Origin of the sequence: Pseudogemmatithrix spongiicola (assembly GCF_030623445.1) — a bacterium.
Lineage (GTDB): Bacteria > Gemmatimonadota > Gemmatimonadetes > Gemmatimonadales > Gemmatimonadaceae > Pseudogemmatithrix > Pseudogemmatithrix spongiicola.
The window spans coordinates 2,239,652-2,254,742 of the sequence record NZ_CP130613.1 but is presented as its reverse complement, the minus strand read 5'-3'; the positions used below and the strand labels follow the sequence as shown (position 1 = coordinate 2,254,742).

General features: G+C 70.4%; 14 protein-coding genes and 1 tRNA gene. 11 read left to right on the top strand and 4 right to left on the bottom strand.

Annotated features, from left to right (window positions below; all coding sequences use genetic code 11):
- Nucleotides 1-74: 74 nt before the first annotated feature.
- The 6 genes from rplS (at nucleotide 75) to Strain318_RS10305 (ending at nucleotide 5,098) form a co-directional block, all read left to right on the top strand.
- Nucleotides 75-455 (top strand): 50S ribosomal protein L19, encoded by a 381-nt coding sequence (gene rplS, locus Strain318_RS10330; protein WP_367885621.1) that lies wholly within the window; start codon nucleotides 75-77, stop codon nucleotides 453-455.
- 11 nt (nucleotides 456-466) lie between these two features.
- Nucleotides 467-1,090 (top strand): ribonuclease HII, encoded by a 624-nt coding sequence (locus Strain318_RS10325; RefSeq protein ID WP_367885620.1) that lies wholly within the window; start codon nucleotides 467-469, stop codon nucleotides 1,088-1,090.
- 69 nt (nucleotides 1,091-1,159) lie between these two features.
- Nucleotides 1,160-2,641, top strand: coding sequence for an ArsB/NhaD family transporter (locus tag Strain318_RS10320; RefSeq protein WP_367885619.1), 1,482 nt, complete (start codon nucleotides 1,160-1,162; stop codon nucleotides 2,639-2,641).
- Complete coding sequence (locus tag Strain318_RS10315; protein ID WP_367885618.1) at nucleotides 2,638-3,477, top strand: N-formylglutamate amidohydrolase; 840 nt, start codon at nucleotides 2,638-2,640, stop codon at nucleotides 3,475-3,477. Before Strain318_RS10320 ends, Strain318_RS10315 begins: the two co-directional genes overlap by 4 nt.
- Nucleotides 3,474-4,994, top strand: coding sequence for an AbgT family transporter (locus Strain318_RS10310; RefSeq protein ID WP_367885617.1), 1,521 nt, complete (start codon nucleotides 3,474-3,476; stop codon nucleotides 4,992-4,994). The genes Strain318_RS10315 and Strain318_RS10310 overlap by 4 nt, the downstream gene beginning before the upstream one ends.
- A 31-nt stretch (nucleotides 4,995-5,025) precedes the next feature.
- Nucleotides 5,026-5,098 (top strand) — tRNA-Lys (locus Strain318_RS10305).
- Nucleotides 5,099-5,111: 13 nt separating this feature from the next.
- Here the strand turns inward: Strain318_RS10305 and Strain318_RS10300 are convergent.
- On the bottom strand, nucleotides 5,112-6,227 hold the full coding sequence (locus tag Strain318_RS10300) for an asparaginase (RefSeq protein WP_367885616.1): 1,116 nt from the start codon (nucleotides 6,225-6,227) through the stop codon (nucleotides 5,112-5,114).
- Between the two features lie 115 nt (nucleotides 6,228-6,342).
- Here Strain318_RS10300 and Strain318_RS10295 point away from each other — a divergent pair, with 115 nt between their 5' ends.
- Both Strain318_RS10295 and Strain318_RS10290 read left to right on the top strand, forming a co-directional pair.
- Nucleotides 6,343-7,002 carry a response regulator transcription factor gene (locus Strain318_RS10295; protein WP_367885615.1) on the top strand — a complete coding sequence of 220 codons (660 nt, stop codon included), beginning with the start codon at nucleotides 6,343-6,345 and terminating at the stop codon, nucleotides 7,000-7,002.
- A gap of 72 nt (nucleotides 7,003-7,074) precedes the next feature.
- Nucleotides 7,075-8,916 carry a sensor histidine kinase gene (locus Strain318_RS10290; protein WP_367885614.1) on the top strand — a complete coding sequence of 614 codons (1,842 nt, stop codon included), beginning with the start codon at nucleotides 7,075-7,077 and terminating at the stop codon, nucleotides 8,914-8,916.
- Here the strand turns inward: Strain318_RS10290 and Strain318_RS10285 are convergent.
- A complete protein-coding gene (locus tag Strain318_RS10285) occupies nucleotides 8,897-9,952 on the bottom strand; it encodes a glycosyltransferase family 4 protein (protein ID WP_367885613.1) in 1,056 nt (351 codons plus the stop codon). The genes Strain318_RS10290 and Strain318_RS10285 overlap by 20 nt on opposite strands.
- Nucleotides 9,953-10,220: 268 nt before the next feature.
- Here Strain318_RS10285 and Strain318_RS10280 point away from each other — a divergent pair, with 268 nt between their 5' ends.
- The gene (locus Strain318_RS10280) at nucleotides 10,221-10,751 is read left to right on the top strand and encodes a phosphatase PAP2 family protein (protein ID WP_367885612.1); all 531 of its coding nucleotides are present in this window, start codon (nucleotides 10,221-10,223) and stop codon (nucleotides 10,749-10,751) included.
- 184 nt (nucleotides 10,752-10,935) lie between these two features.
- Nucleotides 10,936-12,363, top strand: coding sequence for a lytic transglycosylase domain-containing protein (locus tag Strain318_RS10275; RefSeq protein WP_367885611.1), 1,428 nt, complete (start codon nucleotides 10,936-10,938; stop codon nucleotides 12,361-12,363).
- A gap of 6 nt (nucleotides 12,364-12,369) precedes the next feature.
- Here the strand turns inward: Strain318_RS10275 and moaC are convergent, their stop codons facing one another.
- Nucleotides 12,370-12,825 carry a cyclic pyranopterin monophosphate synthase MoaC gene (gene moaC, locus Strain318_RS10270; protein ID WP_367885610.1) on the bottom strand — a complete coding sequence of 152 codons (456 nt, stop codon included), beginning with the start codon at nucleotides 12,823-12,825 and terminating at the stop codon, nucleotides 12,370-12,372.
- Entirely contained in the window at nucleotides 12,825-13,886 is a 1,062-nt protein-coding gene (locus Strain318_RS10265) for a DNA polymerase III subunit (RefSeq protein ID WP_367885609.1), read from the bottom strand. The genes moaC and Strain318_RS10265 overlap by 1 nt, the downstream gene beginning before the upstream one ends.
- A gap of 18 nt (nucleotides 13,887-13,904) precedes the next feature.
- Here Strain318_RS10265 and Strain318_RS10260 point away from each other — a divergent pair, with 18 nt between their 5' ends.
- Entirely contained in the window at nucleotides 13,905-15,038 is a 1,134-nt protein-coding gene (locus Strain318_RS10260) for a DmpA family aminopeptidase (protein ID WP_367885608.1), read from the top strand.
- The last annotated feature ends 53 nt before the right edge of the window (nucleotides 15,039-15,091 follow it).

Below are 15,091 nucleotides of genomic sequence, written 5' to 3'. Positions count from 1 at the left end.
AGCCTAAACCGGGCAGTAGCTTACAAGGCTCAACTCTGTCACCTCAGCGGGCCGCTTCGCGCCCGGAGTCGTATATGCACGCTTTCTCCGAAACCCAGAAGGAATACCTGAAGGACGTCCCCGCTTTCCGTGCCGGCGACACGCTCCGCGTGAACGTCCGCGTGAAGGAAGGCGAGAAGGAGCGTCTGCAGGCCTTCGAAGGCGTCTGCATCGGCCGCAAGGGCGCCGGCGTCTCGGCCACCTTCACGGTCCGCAAGATCTCGAACGGCGTGGGCGTGGAGCGCATCTTCCCGCTGCACTCGCCGATGCTGGCCGAGATCAAGGTCGTGCGCCGTGGCCGCGTCCGCCGCGCCAAGCTCTTCTACCTCCGCAACGTGACCGGCAAGGCCGCGCGTATCGCCGAGAAGAAGGTGCGCGTGCAGGTGCCGGCCACGGGTGAGGCGGCCCAGGCGTAAGTCGTCGACCCGTGGCTGGCGGCTGGAGCGCCTTCGAGCGTTCGCTGCGGGCCGCGGGTGCCGCGCACATCGCCGGCGTGGATGAAGTCGGACGGGGCCCCCTCGCGGGCCCCGTCGTCGTTTGCGCGGTGATCATGCCCGCCGAACGTCGCGCCATCGCCGGCGTGACGGATTCGAAGCAGCTCGGTGCCGCCGAGCGCGAGCGCCTTGCGGCGCGCATCCGGCAGGACGCGGTGGCCTTGGCGCTCGCGGCCGCCAGTGTGCGGGAGATCGCCCGCTGGAACGTCTATCAGGCCACGGCCCGGGCCATGGCGCGGGCGCTGGCGCGGCTGCCGCGGGCTCCCGACGAGGTGCTCGTCGACGGCAAGCCGATCAAGACGCTCGCGGTCGCGCACCACGCCATCGTCGGCGGCGATGCCAAGTGCTACTCGATCGCCTGTGCCAGCATCGTCGCCAAGGTGGTCCGTGACCGGCTCATGACGCGGCTCGCGGCGCGCTACCCCGACTTCGGGTGGGAGCGGAACGCCGGCTACGGGACCCCGACGCACATCGCCGCGTTGCGGACGCACGGGCTGACCGCGCACCATCGAGTGCAGTTCTGCCGCACGGCGTTGGGCGGACAGCTCGAACTCTGAGGCCCGGGCCGGTCGGCGCGGCGACGGGCCGCCGTGACGCGCTGCGGCGAGCCTTGGTAGCTTTGTGGCGTGCACGAGACCCTCGCCGCCAGCAGCACCGATCCCGTCTCCCAGCTGATTGTCGCGGCGCTGCTCGTCGCGCTCTTCGCCGTGCTCGCCCTCGAGGCCGCGCATCGCGTGCTCGTGGTGTTGGGCGCCGTCGCGCTGCTCTGGGCCATCACGTACCTCACGCCGTTCCACCTGCTGCCGGTCGAGGCGGCCATCGCGCACCTCGACCTCAATGTGCTGCTGCTGCTCGCGGCGATGATGGCGTTGGTGGGCGTGTTGAAGGAGACGGGGGTTTTCGACTGGGCCGTCGAGCGCTTGCTGGAGCGCTTCGGTCACAATCCCGCACGGGCGATGGCCGTGCTGTGGTGGTTCACGGGTATCGCGTCGGCGTTCCTCGACAACGTGACGACGGTGATCTTCGTGACGCCGGTGGCGTTGGCGGCGGCGCGCCGCGTGCGGGCACCGCTACCGTTGGTCGTGCTTCCGCTGATCATGGCGGCGAACATCGGGGGCACGGCGACGCTCATCGGCGACCCGCCGAACATCATGATCGGGTCGGGCGCGGGCCTGACCTTCATGGATTTCATCGAGGAACTCACGCTCCCGGTGATCCTGATGATGGCGCTGCTGCACGTGTGGGCCGTCGGCCGCCTGCGGCGCGCGATGGGCGCCGCGGCCGATGCGCCGGCGCAGGCCGACGCGCCGGGACAGGGCCCGCAGATCGCCGATCCGGGCCTGCTGCGCTGGCTCGGCGTCATCTGCGCCTTCGTCCTGCTGGGCTTCGTGACGCACGGCGCCACGGGCATGCCGACGGCCGTGCCGGCGCTGATCGGTGCGGCCGTCGCGCTGATCGTGCAGGACCTGCGCTACCTGCGCACCCACCAGCCGACGCACGAGGAGCGCACGCACGGCATCCTGCATGTGCTCGAGCGCGAGGTCGAGTGGCCGACCCTCACGTTCTTCGCGCTGCTGTTCATCCTCGTCGGCGCGGCGGTGGAAACAGGGCTCACGGCCACGCTCGCGGGTCTGCTCGAGCGCGGCATCGTCGCGGGCCGTGAGACCTTCGGGCTCGGCGATGCCGGCACGCTGCTGTTCTCGGCGTTGCTGGTGGCCTGGGTGGCGGCGGCGCTCTCGGCGGTGATGGACAACATTCCGTTCGTGGCGGTGAGCATCCCGATCATCGGCGCGCTGGTCGGACAGCTGCCGGGCGAGAGCGCGGTGCTGTGGTGGGCGCTGGCGCTCGGCGCCTGCCTGGGCGGCAACGCGACGCCGATTGGCGCGTCGGCCAACGTCACGACGCTGGGCCTCGCCGAGCGCGAGGGTCTGCGGGTCACGTTCCGCGCGTTCATGCGGACCGGCGTGCCAGTCGCGGTGGGGTCCCTGCTCGTGGGCAGCGTGTACCTCACGGCCTTCGTGTTCCTCGGCTCGCATCGCGCGCCGGTGGTGATGGGCGCGCTGGCCGTGGCGGGTCTGTTGCTCGTGTGGCGCACGGAGCGCGCGTGATTCCATTCCGCATCCACGAGCCCGCGGGGGCGCCGTCGCCGATCGTGGTGGACTCACCGCACAGCGGGCTCGAGATGCCGGAGGATTTCGGGACCATCGCCACGCTGGATGCGCTGCGGACGACCTGGGATGCGTTCGTGGACGAGCTCTGGGCGGACGCGCCGGCGCATGGCGCGACGTTGGTCGCCGCGTCGTTCCCGCGCGCGTACATCGACGTGAACCGCCGCGAGGATGACTTGGACCCCGCATTGCTCGCGACGCCGTGGCCGACGCCGCTCGCGCCGACGGACTATTCGCGGCGCGGCATGGGGTTGATCCGACGGCTCGCGCTGCCCGAGGTGCCGATGTACGCAGCGCCGCTGGCGGTCGAGGCGGTGGAGGCGCGGCTCGTCCGCTACTACCGCCCGTACCGCGAGGCGCTGCGCGCGCGCATCGCGGCGTGCCGTGCCACCCATGGCATCGCGATCTATCTCGACGCGCACTCGATGAAGTCGCGGGGCAACGCCATGAATGTCGATGCCGATGCGGCACGGCCGGACGTGGTGGTGAGCGACCGCCACGGCACGACGGCCGATCCACGCGTGACGGCCTTCGTGGCGGACCGGTTCCGGTCGCAGGGATACTCGGTGCAGCTCAACGACCCATACCAGGGTGGTGACTTGGTGCGCAGCTTCGGCGCGCCGGCGGATGGCGTGCATGCGGTGCAAGTGGAGGTGAACCGCGCCCGGTACATGGACGAGGCGGCGTTCACCAAGTCCCAGGAGTTCGCTGCACTGCGCGCGGCCTGCGGGGATTGCGTGCGCGCGCTGGCGACGGCTGCGCGGGAGTTCGCGTGATCGCGGCGCGCGGCTGGTTGGTGCGCGCGCTCGACACGGTCGAGCGCGTGGGCAACCGGCTGCCGCATCCGGCGTCGTTGTTCGTACTGCTGTCGCTCGCCGTCGTGGTCGCGTCGTGGGCCGTGCATGCACTCGGCTGGACCGTTCCGCATCCGACGGGCGGCGCGCCGGTGGGTGCCACCAACCTGCTCTCGCTCGACGGGCTGCACCGGTTGATCGAAGGCTTCGTGCCGAACTTCCTGAACTTCGGGCCGTTCGGACCGGTGCTGGTCTGCCTGCTGGGGCTCTCGGTCGCCGAGCACGCCGGTTTGCTCGGCGCGGTGGTGCGCGTGGTGGTGGGGGCGACGCCGGCGCGCTTCCTCACGCTCGTGATCGTGTTCACGGGCGCGATGTCGCACACGGCGGGCGACGTGGGCTACGTGTTGCTGCTGCCGCTGGCCGCGGCGCTGTTCCACACGGTGGGGCGGCATCCGATTGCGGGGTTGGCCGCCGCGTACGCCGGCGTATCGGGCGGCTTCGCGGCGAACATGCTGCTCTCCCCGACGGACGTGACGCTGGCCGGCATCACGCAGGAAGCGGCGCGCATCGTCGATCCGGCGTACACGGTGACGCCGATGGCGAGCTACTACTTCTTGGCGAGCTCGGTGCTGTTGGTGACGCTCACGGGCACCTTCGTGACGGAGCGGCTGGTGGAGCCGCGGCTCGGCGCGTATCGCGGAAGTGCGGTGCCGGAGCCGGCCGTGCCACTGACGCCGCAGGAGCGCGCCGGACTGCGCTGGGCGCTGCTGGCGCTGCTCGCACTGGCCGCGATCGTGGCGCTCGGCTTGTGGCCGCCGGTGGGCTTCCTGCTGGACGCCGAGCGGCCCGGCTTCCTCGGCTCGTACCTCGTGCGCGGCCTGGTGTTCTGGATCTTCGTCTTCGGTTTGGTGCCCGGGCTCGTGTATGGCATCGTCGCGGGGACCATTCGCCGCGACCGCGATGTCTATGCGGGCATGGCCAAGAACATGGAGGTCGTCGCCGGCTACATCGTCGCGGTGTTCTTCATCGCGCAGTTCGTGAATCTCTTCGCCTGGAGCGGGCTGGGCGTGCTCGCGGCGGTCGAGGGCGCGGCGACCCTCAAGGCGCTGGGACTCGGCGCCATCCCCCTGATGGTGGGGCTCGTGCTGCTGACGGCCGCGATCGACATGGTCATGGGCTCGGCGTCCGCGAAGTGGGCGATGCTGGGCACGGTGATGGTGCCGATGTTCATGCTGCTCGGGTACAGCCCCGAGCTCACGCAGACGGCGTACCGACTGGGCGATTCGCTCACGAACATCATCACGCCGCTGTCGTCAAACTTCCCGCTGGTGCTGCTGTTCTTCCAGCGCTACGACGCCAAGGCCGGCATCGGCACGCTTTCGGCGACGATGCTGCCGTACACGCTGCTGAACATGGTCGTGTGGACCCTGTTCCTCGTGTGCTGGGTGTGGATGGGCATCCCCACGGGTCCCGGGGCGCCGCTGTTTCTCGGTCGCTAGGGCAGGCCGTTAGTTTTCACGGCGGCAGTCCGACCCGGTAGCTCAGTCGGTAGAGCAACGGACTTTTAATCCGCAGGTCGTGGGTTCGATCCCCACCCGGGTCATCCGCAGGCGCGCTCAGTACTCGCGGAACATCCGCTGGATCTCGACGGGGTCGCGGGTGATGGTCAGCGCGAGCATCAGCAGGATGCGGGCCTTCTGCGGCGTCAGATGCTGCACGCCCACTGTCGGTGGGGCGTTGCGTTCGGCGACACGCGCCGAGTCTTCTGGCGTGACCGGCACGCGTGTGGAATCCGAGGACGGCGGGTTCTGCCGTCCCGCCGCGACGTTGTCGCCCGAGGGGAACGCCGTGACGACCACGACGCCGCGCTGCCGCAGCTGACGGAACGTGGCCTGCTCGGCGCGGGTGAAGCCGGTGGTCGTGACGACGATGCCGGCGGGCAAGGTGTCGTAGCGCGGGCCGCGGCCGCCGGGGTACGAGACCGTGAGGTCCACCGCCGGCAGCGAGTCGATCCGCAGGACGTCGAACTCGCTGCGCGGTCCGCGGCGGCGCACCGGCGCGAAGAAGAACTCCGGGTCGCCGTTGCCGACGATGCCCAGTGTGCCCATGTCGCCGCCTTCGAAGCCCCCGACGCGCTGGTAGTGCTTGCGCGACTCTCGCGCCGAGAGGATGCGGTCATCCATGACGACGAGTACGCCTTTGCCGACCGCCTGCGGCGAGACGACGGTGCGGACCGCCGACAGCAGGTTCACGGGGCCGTCGGGGCTGATGCCGGTCGCGGGCCGCTGCGCGCCGACCACGGCGACGGGCTTCTCCGAGCGCACGGTGAGATACAGGAAGAACGCCGTCTCTTCCAGCCGGTCCGTGCCGTGCGTGACGACGACGCCGGCCACATCCTCGCGGCTCAACGCGGCGTGGATGCGACGCGACAGGCCGATCCACTGCTGGGGCGTGATGAGCGTGCTCGCGACGTTGGAGAACTGCTCGGTCTCGATGCGCGCGTGCCGCGAGAGTTCAGGCACCGATCTGATGATCTGCTCGGCCGTGAGCGTGCCGGCGCGGTACTCCCCGAGGGTGCCGGGCGCGGACTGCACGCCCGCGATCGTGCCGCCGGTGGCGATCACGACGACCTTCGGCAGGTTGGCCGTGTCGGGACGCGCCTGTGTGCTGGCCGGTGCGGGGTGGGCCGCACAGCCGATCAGGACGGCGAGCAGCAGCAGGAGTCGGGGCATCGGGCTCGTGGCTGGGGGCGAGAGTGTGACAATATAGAAGGGTAGGGGATTCCCCTAGTCAAAATCCGCCTATGCTTTATTGGCCCTGCCGGCGCCCGGCCCCAGACTACACGCCATGAGCGACGACCTGATTCGCGTAATCCTCGCCGATGACCACAGCGTGGTCCGCGCCGGCCTCAAGGCAGTGATTGGGGCGGCGAAGGATATGCACGTCGTCGGTGAGGCGTCCAGCGGACCCGAGGCGGTCGCGCTGGCCGAGCGCCTGAAGCCTCACGTGGTGATCATGGATCTCTCCATCGGTGAAGTCGATGGCGGGCAGGCCACCAAGATGCTCATCGAGAAGGGCATTCCGTCCAAGGTGCTGATCCTCACGATGCATCCGGAGGAGGAGTACTTGGTGCCGATGCTCGAGGCTGGCGCGAGCGGCTTCCTGCCGAAGACGGCCCCCGACCGCGAGCTGCTCGACGCGGTGCGGACGGTCGCGCGCGGCGAGATCTACGTGCGGGCGGAGGCGGCGCGGATCCTCGCCAAGGGGTATCAGCGCAAGGATCCGATGCACGAGGACCGCACGCGCTACGAGAAGCTCACCGAGCGCGAGCGCGATGTCCTGCGACTGACGGCCCAGGGGTACTCGGCGCCGGAGATCGGCGAACGGCTGTTCATCTCGCCGAAGACGGTGGACACGTACAAGCAGCGCATCCAGGACAAGCTGGGCCTGAGTCACCGGCACGAGTACGTGCAGTTCGCCCTGCGGCTCGGCCTGCTGCACGCCTGAGCGCGGTTCCCCCCGAGCGACGGCGCGCGTCCCGAGTACCATCGGGCGCGCGCCGTCCGCATATTCCGCCTGATGGTCTCGACGCAATCCAAGCTGCGCCTGATCGTCGGCGCCGGGGTGGTGGCGCTGCTGCTCGTGGGGAGCGTGACGCTCGCCGCGACGCGCCGCGCCTTTGCCGGGGGCATGGACGATCCGGCGCTGCGTCTCGCGCAGGCGCTGGTGATCATCCTGATGATCCTCGCCGTGGTGCTCGCGTGGCTGGCCTACGCCAGCCTGCATGACGACATCACGCGCCGCGCGGCCGTCGAGGCAGCGCTGCGCGCCAGCGAAGCGAAATTCTCGGGCATCCTCGAGATCGCCGCTGACGCCATCATCTCCGTGGACGATCGGCAACGCATCGTGCACTTCAACTCCGGCGCCGAACGTATCTTCGGCTGGTCCGCGTCGGAGGCGCTGGGCCGGGAGCTGGCCTTCTTGCTCCCCGAGCGGCACCGGAAAGGCCACGGGCAGTTCGTGCACGGATTCGGCATGGCCGCCGAGCGCTCCCGGCAGATGGGTGAGCGCCGCGCCATCTCCGGGCTTCGGCGCGACGGCAGCGAGTTTCCCGCCGAGGCGTCGATCTCCAAGCTGGTGCTCGCCTCGGGCGAGCGCATCTACACCGTGCTGCTGCGCGACGTGACGGATCGGCACCGGCGCGAGGAGGCGCAGCAGCGGCTGACGCATGCCGTGGCGGTGCTGGGTGAGACGCTGGAAGTGGCGGGGACCGAGCGGACCATCGTGCAGCTGCCCGTCGGCTGGCTGGCGGACGGCGCGGTGCTGGACGTGCAGGCCGGCGGCGGGAGCCTGCGACGCGTCGTCTCGACGCCATCGGACCCCGCGCTGGCCGCCCTGCTCGCGCAGATGGCCGAGCAGCGCATCGACATGGATTCGCCGTCACGCGTGGTGGACGTGTTCCGGCGGGCGCAGGTGGAGCACGTGCCAAACGTGGACGACGAGTGGCTTGAGGCGCATACGGACTCGGCGGAGGAGTTCGCGCGCGCCAAGGCGATGCAGGTGCGCGCCGTGCTCCTGCTGCCGTTGGTGGCGCGCGAACACGTGCTGGGCGTGCTCTCGATCTTCCGCACGTCGGCAGGCCGCGCGTTCAGCGACGCCGAGATCACGAGCGCCAAGGAGCTGGCGCTGCGCGCCGCATTCGCGCTCGACAACGCGCGCCTCTACGAGACGGCGCAGCAAGCGACGATCGCGCGGGACCATGCGCTCGGCGTGGTGTCGCACGACCTGCGCAATCCCATCTCGGCCATCGGCATGTGCGCCCGCGCGCTCCTGGCGGCGACTCCGGCCGATGACACCGAGCGTCGCGCGCTGGTGACGACCATCGCCGACTCGACCGATCTCACCCAGCGGATGATCCGCGACCTGCTGGACGTGGCGAGCATCGAGCTGGGGCGGCTCAACATCGAGCGCCGTGCCTTGGCCCTTCCGCCGGTACTGGCGCAGGCCATGGAACTCTTCCGGCGCGATGCCGCCGAGCGCGGCGTCGCGCTGGCGCTGGACGAGCCGTCGCCGCTGCCGGAGGTCATCGGCGACGAGCAACGCGTCGTGCAGGTGCTCGCCAACCTCTTGGGGAACGCGCTGCGGTTCACGGACCGCGGGGGCAGCGTGCGTGTCGGGGCCCGTCGCGTCGGAGGCCACGTCGAAGTCGCGGTGCACGACAACGGCGCGGGGATCCCGCCCTCCGAGCTCCCGCGGATCTTCGAGCGCTACTGGACCGTGCGGCGCAACGCGCCCAAGGGCGGCACGGGCCTCGGCTTGGCCATCGCCCGCGGCATCGTCGAGGCCCATGGCGGCACGCTCTGGGCCGAGAGCATCGTGGGCAAGGGCAGCAGCTTCCGCTTTACCTTGCCGCTGGCCTGAGCAGCTCGCGGTAGGACGCGTCGAGGCGATCGAGCTCCATCGCCCAGGTGCGGCGCTCGGCCCAGTGCCGCGCGCCATCGCGCAGGTTATCGGCCACACCGCCGGCGGGCGTCGCGATCACCGGCAGGCCTGACGCCATCGCCTCGAGGACGACGAGGCCCAGCGTCTCGGTGGTGCTCGCGAAGAGGAAGGCATCGGCGCTGGCGTAGAGCGCCGGAAGTTCACGCGTGCGATCGAGGTTGCCGAGAAAGGTGACGTTCTTCGGGGCCTGCGCGCGCAGCGCCTCGAGGCTGGGCCCCGCGCCGGCGACGACGAACTTCACGTGCTCGGCGCCGAGCGCGGCCTCCACTTGGCGGAACGCCTCGAGCAGCACGTCGACGCCCTTTTCCGGCGCGAGGCGCCCCACGTGCAGGAAGGTGAACGCGTTGCCGAGCGAGTGCCGCTGACGCAGCGCGAGCGCGCGCTTGGACGGGTGGAAGAGCACGTCATCGACGCCGCGGCCCCAGACCTCGACGTCCGTGAGTCCGAGGGCCAGCAGGTCCTGGCGCGACGGTTCGGACGGCGTGAAGATGCGCGCCGCGTGGGCGTGGAAGCGGCGAATCCACCGCTGCACCGGCCCGCGCAGGAAGGGCACGCCGTAGGACGACGTGTACTTGGCGAAGTCGGTGTGGTACGAGGTGGTGACCACGAGCCCGCGATCGCGCGCCGCGCGCTGGCCCATGCGCCCGATCACGAACTCCGTGGCGCTGTGCACGATGTCAGGCGTGAAGCGGTCGACGACGTCGCGCACGCTGCCGCGCGCCGGCGCCGCGAGCCGGATGTCGCGATACCCCGGCAGCGGCACGGAGGGAATGCTGGTCACCTGCGCGTGGCTCACGCCGGGCCCGAAGATGTCGGCATCCCCCTCGGGATACCGCGGGGCGATGACCTCGACCTCCCAGCCGCGTTCGCGCAGGCCCTGCACGGACAGTGCCGTGACGACGCTGACGCCGTTGACCTGTGGGGGATAGGTGTCCGTGCAGAAAAGGATACGCATGCGCGCGGAAGCTCTCGGGCCCTCGTAACCGTGGTGTGACGGCGCGGTCACGAGTGGCTGCGCCGTAGGACGAACGTGGGCGCGCCGTGACGAATCCGCGACGATCTGTTGGGCCTTAGGCGTCCCCCAACCGGAGAGTCATGCCGGGCGCGCCATGGTCCGGGCCTTCGAGGCCGCCCCGGCCGTCGCCGCCGCGTAGGCTGGACGTTACCGAGCCGTTGCCGAGCCGACGGGTGTCCGCGACACACCAACCTGAGGTTTCAGCATCATGATGCGAGCTCCATTGATCACCCGCCTCGACGCCCGTGACCGCGCGCTCTTCCTGCGCTGGGTCATCAGCGACCGCACGCCGCTCCGCGCGACCCGCGCGTGGCGGGTGCTGACGCATGTCGGCGGCGCGCGGGTCACGATCCTCGCGGTGCTGCTGCCGATGCTCTTCGCCGGCGCGGCGCTCCAGTTGGTGGCCATCAAGGCGGCCTGGGCGCTGACCCTCTCGCACCTCGTGGTGCAGGTGATCAAGCGCGGCGTGCTCCGCGAGCGACCGACGGTGCGCGTGCTCGACCACTCGCACGTGGCGGTGCCCGACAAGTTCTCCTTCCCGAGCGGCCACAGCTGCGCGGTGATGAGCGTCGCGGCGGTGTACGCGGTGGCGTATCCGAGCTTCGCGTGGCCGCTGCTGCTGCTCTCGGGCCTCGTCGGCTGGTCGCGCGTGCGCCTCGGCGTCCATTATCCCGGCGACGTGCTCGCCGGGCAGGCGATCGCGCTGGCGACGGCCGCGCTGGTCCTCGGGGCGTGGTGATGCCGCGGCCGGACGCGGTGCAGGACGCGCGCCCATGTCGGCCTCGGGATACATCGTGTCCCCGAAGCCATCCAAATCGTCCTTCGGGGTAGCACACCTGGCCCCGGCGCCGCATTTTGCGTCGGTTGGGCCGTCTGGACACCCCCGCGCGTTTCGGGGGTCTCACCACCCGCTGGGAACGCGCATGACGATATCCAGGACATGGCTCGCCCTGAGCCTGCTCGCGCTCGTGGCCTGCGGCCGGGCCGGCCTGTTGCCGCGGACCGCGCCGGCGCCGGCCACCTCCGCGTCGACGGCGGGGACGCCCGTGGCGGTCGAAGTCCTGTTGCCCACCTCCCGCGCGGTCGCGAGCGCGGAGGATGCCGCTGACCCGGAGTCGACCGGACCGGCCGTCGAAGATGCTGCGGCGGAGCCGAGCAGCCCGCCGCCGGCGTGGGACATCGAAGTCGCACCCTACGAGTCGCATGAGCGGGTCGAATACTTCGTGGGCCGCTTCTCGGGCCCGCTCAAGGCCTCGTTCGAACTCGCGATGGAACGGCAGGGCCGTTACGCGCCGATGATTCGCGAACGCCTGCGCGCGGGTGGCCTGCCGGAAGACATGATCTATCTCTCGTTGATCGAGAGCTGGTATGACCCGCATGCGTATTCGATCGCGGCAGCCGTGGGGATGTGGCAGTTCATGACCACCACGGCGCGTGGCGTGGGCTTGCGGGTGGATTGGTGGGTGGACGAGCGGCGTGACCCGGTGCGCTCCACGGAGGGCGCGGTCGCGTATCTCAACGAACTGCGCGAGACCTTCGGCTCGATCTACCTGGCGTCGGCGGCCTACAACGGCGGCCCCGGTCGCGTGCAGCGCGGGCTCAACGCGCACGCCGAGGCGCTCGAGGGCGCAGCGGGTGACGACTTGTTCTTTGCCCTGCGGGACAACACCCGCGCACTGCGGCCCGAGACGCGCGACTACGTGCCGAAGCTCATCGCCGCAGCCCTCGTGGGCAAGGATCCGGCGCGCTACGGCATCGATGTGCGAGCCACGACCCCGTGGACCTTCGATTCGGTGCAGGTCGAGTCGAACGTGCCGCTGGCCGCGGTCGCCACGGTGACCGGTGTGCCGCTCGACACGATCCGCGACTACAACCCGCAGTACCTGCGTGGCATGACGCCGCCGACCGGCGCCGCCGTGTGGCTGCGCGTGCCGGTCGGCACCGCGGAGGGCTTCGACTCCGCGTTCGCCGCGCTCCCCGAGGAGCAACGCACGGCCACGAAGCGCCACGTGACGCGCGACGGCGACTTCATCACGCGGATCGCCCGCGCCAACGGACTGACGGCGAAGGAACTCAACTGGTATAACCCGCAGGCCACGCGCCTGAGCAACGGGAACCTGCATGCCGGCCAGCGCATCCTCGTGCCGCGGCGCGATGTGGTCGCGGCGGCGCGCGACGTGCCGAATCCCAGCGTCGAGCGCTATGGCGCCTCGGCGAGCTACACGGTGCGGCGCGGGGACACGCTGGGCGCGATCGCGCGGCGGCATGGCACGACGGTCGCGCAGATCAAGCGCTGGAACCGCATGCGGAGCGATGTGATCCGGCCTGGGCAGCGGCTGCGGGTGCGCTGAGCGCGGTCAGCCCTTCCGCTTCTCCTCGAGCCGCACCCGCTGGATCACCATCGCGCTGTCCACCGCCTTGGCCATGTCGTAGACGGTGAGCAGCGCGACGCTCACCGCGGTCAGCGCCTCCATCTCCACACCCGTGGGCCCGACCGTGCGGGCCGTCGCCTCGCAGCGCACGCCGGGCAGCGATTCGTCGAGCGCGAAGACCACCTGCACATCGGTGAGCGCCAGCGGATGGCAGAGCGGAATCAGCTCGGCGGTCTTCTTGGCGGCCATCACGCCGGCGATGCGCGCGGTGCCGAGCACGTCGCCCTTGGGAAGCTGCGCATCGCGCACCTTGGCGTAGGCCTCCGTGCTCATGACGATCTCGCCCGCGGCACGGGCGAGGCGTGGTACGCTGGGCTTGGCGCTGACGTCGACCATCGACGCCTCACCGGCCGCGTTGACGTGCGAGAGGTTCTTGGACATCAGCGCAGCTCCGCGATGGATTCGAGCAACTGTGCGGTCACGACCTGCGGATTGGCATTGCCGGCCGCGGCGAGCTTGGCGTCTTCGATGAGCGGCATGACCTTCGCGGCCCGGCGCGCGGCGGGTTCGTCGCCCCGCGCCGCGGCGTCACGGACGCGCTCGTGCACGACGACGCTCAGGGCATCGAGCACGTCGCTGAAGGCCCCGCGCGCCTTGGACGTGCCGGACGTGAATGCGGCGCGAAAGCGCTGTTCGGCCCCGCCGTCGGCGGCGGCGAGCAACTTGCGCGCGCGGTCCATGGCGACCTGCTGATCGTCGCCGCCGAGCAACTTGCCGGGGGCGCCGCCGGCGATGCGCAGCAGCTCCGCCGGCGGCAGGTTGGGCAGTTTCTCCGCCGCCGCCACATCCGCAAGAAAGGCGCGCATCGCCTCCGTGGGCAGCGGCGCGACGCGCAGCTGCACGACGCGCGAGCGGATGGTCTGCAGCAGCGCGTGTGGTTCGGATGACGTCAGGATGATCGTGGTATCTGCCGGCGGCTCCTCAAGCAGCTTGAGGAACATGTTGGCCGCCTCGGGATTCGCCTGCTGCGGCACCATGCGCTCGGCATCGCCGACGATGATCACCTTGCGTGAGGCCAGCGCCGGCGAGCGTGAGGCGACGTGCCTGAGGTACTTGGTGTCGCCCTTGTAGATGCCGCAGGAGCCATCGGGGCGCGCGTAGAGCCCCTTCGCCTCTGCGCGCTCGGCGACGCGCGCGTCATGCAGCGGCTTGAGGTCGTCGTACTCCCAATCCGCGGAGCCGGAGACGTTCTCGTGCGGGAAGATCCAGTGCAGGTCCGGATGCTGCAGCTCGAGGGCGTAGCGGCAGTGCTGGCACTCGTCGCAAGGCTTGGCCGTCGCGCCGCCGCAGAGCAGGCGCTGCGCCATCCAGAGGGCCAAACGCTGCTTGCCGATGCCCGCGGGGCCATGCAGCAGCAGCGAGGCCGGCAGCACGCCGCGATCCATCTGTGCGGCGAGCTGCTCGCGCATCGCCTCATGACCGTAGAGCGGGAGAATCGGCACACCCGTAAAATACTCGGCATGACGATCCTCCGCGCAGTCTTCCTGTTGGCTGTCTCGGCCCCGGCGCTCCTCGCCCAGCGCGCTCGCGCCCGCGAGCTCGGCGTGGCGCCGGGCGTCTTTGCACCTGGACGGCACAACGCCATCACCGACGTCGCGGGCGTGCGCGTCGGCCAGGTCACGCTCACGCAGGGCGACAACGTGCGGACCGGCGTGACGGCCATCCTTCCGCACGCGGGCAACCTCTACCGCGATCGCGTGCCCGCGGCGCTGCATGTGGGCAACGGCTTCGGCAAGCTGCTTGGCGTCACGCAGCTGCGGGAGCTCGGGGAACTCGAGTCGCCGATCCTGCTCACCTGCACGCTCTGCGTCTGGAAGGCCGCCGACGCGATGGTCGAGCATCTGCTCGCGGCGCCGGACATGCAGCAGGTGCGGTCGATCAACGTCGTGGTCGGCGAGACCAATGATGGCGGGCTCAACGACATCCGCGCACGGCCGGTCACTGCAGACGCGGTGCGCCGCGCGCTCACGGAGGCGACCGATGGCCCCGTGGCGGAGGGCAGCGTCGGGGCCGGCACGGGTACCGTGGCCTTCGGCTGGAAGGGTGGCATCGGCACGAGTTCCCGTGTGCTGCCCACACGATTCGGCGGCTACACCATCGGCGTGCTCGTGCAGAGTAACTTCGGCGGCATCCTGCAGGTGCTGGGCGCGCCGGTGGGCCGCGAGCTCGACCAGTACGCGTTCCGCGGTGCCTCCAACGGTGGAGCGGACGACGGCGATGGATCGATCATGATCGTCGTCGCGACCGACGCGCCGCTCAGCGACCGCAATCTCGAACGCCTCGCCTCCCGCGCGATGCTCGGCGTCTCCCGCACGGGGAGCTCGGCGAGCAACGGCAGTGGAGACTATGTGCTGGCGTTCTCGACGGCCGCCGAGGTCCGTCGCGCCTGGGACGCGCCGCGGCTCAGCACCACTGAGATCGCCAACGAACAGATGTCGGCGCTGTTCCAGGCCGTGGTCGAGGCCACGGAGGAGGCGATCCTCAACTCGCTGTTCATGGCGACGACCGTCACGGGCAACGGGCGGACGATCGAGGCGATTCCGCTGGATCGGCTGCGCGAGGTGTTGCGACGCTACGGCGTGACACCGCCCTGACTACGACTGCTTTCACCACCAAGGCACGAAGACACGAAGGAAATGGCAGTTGT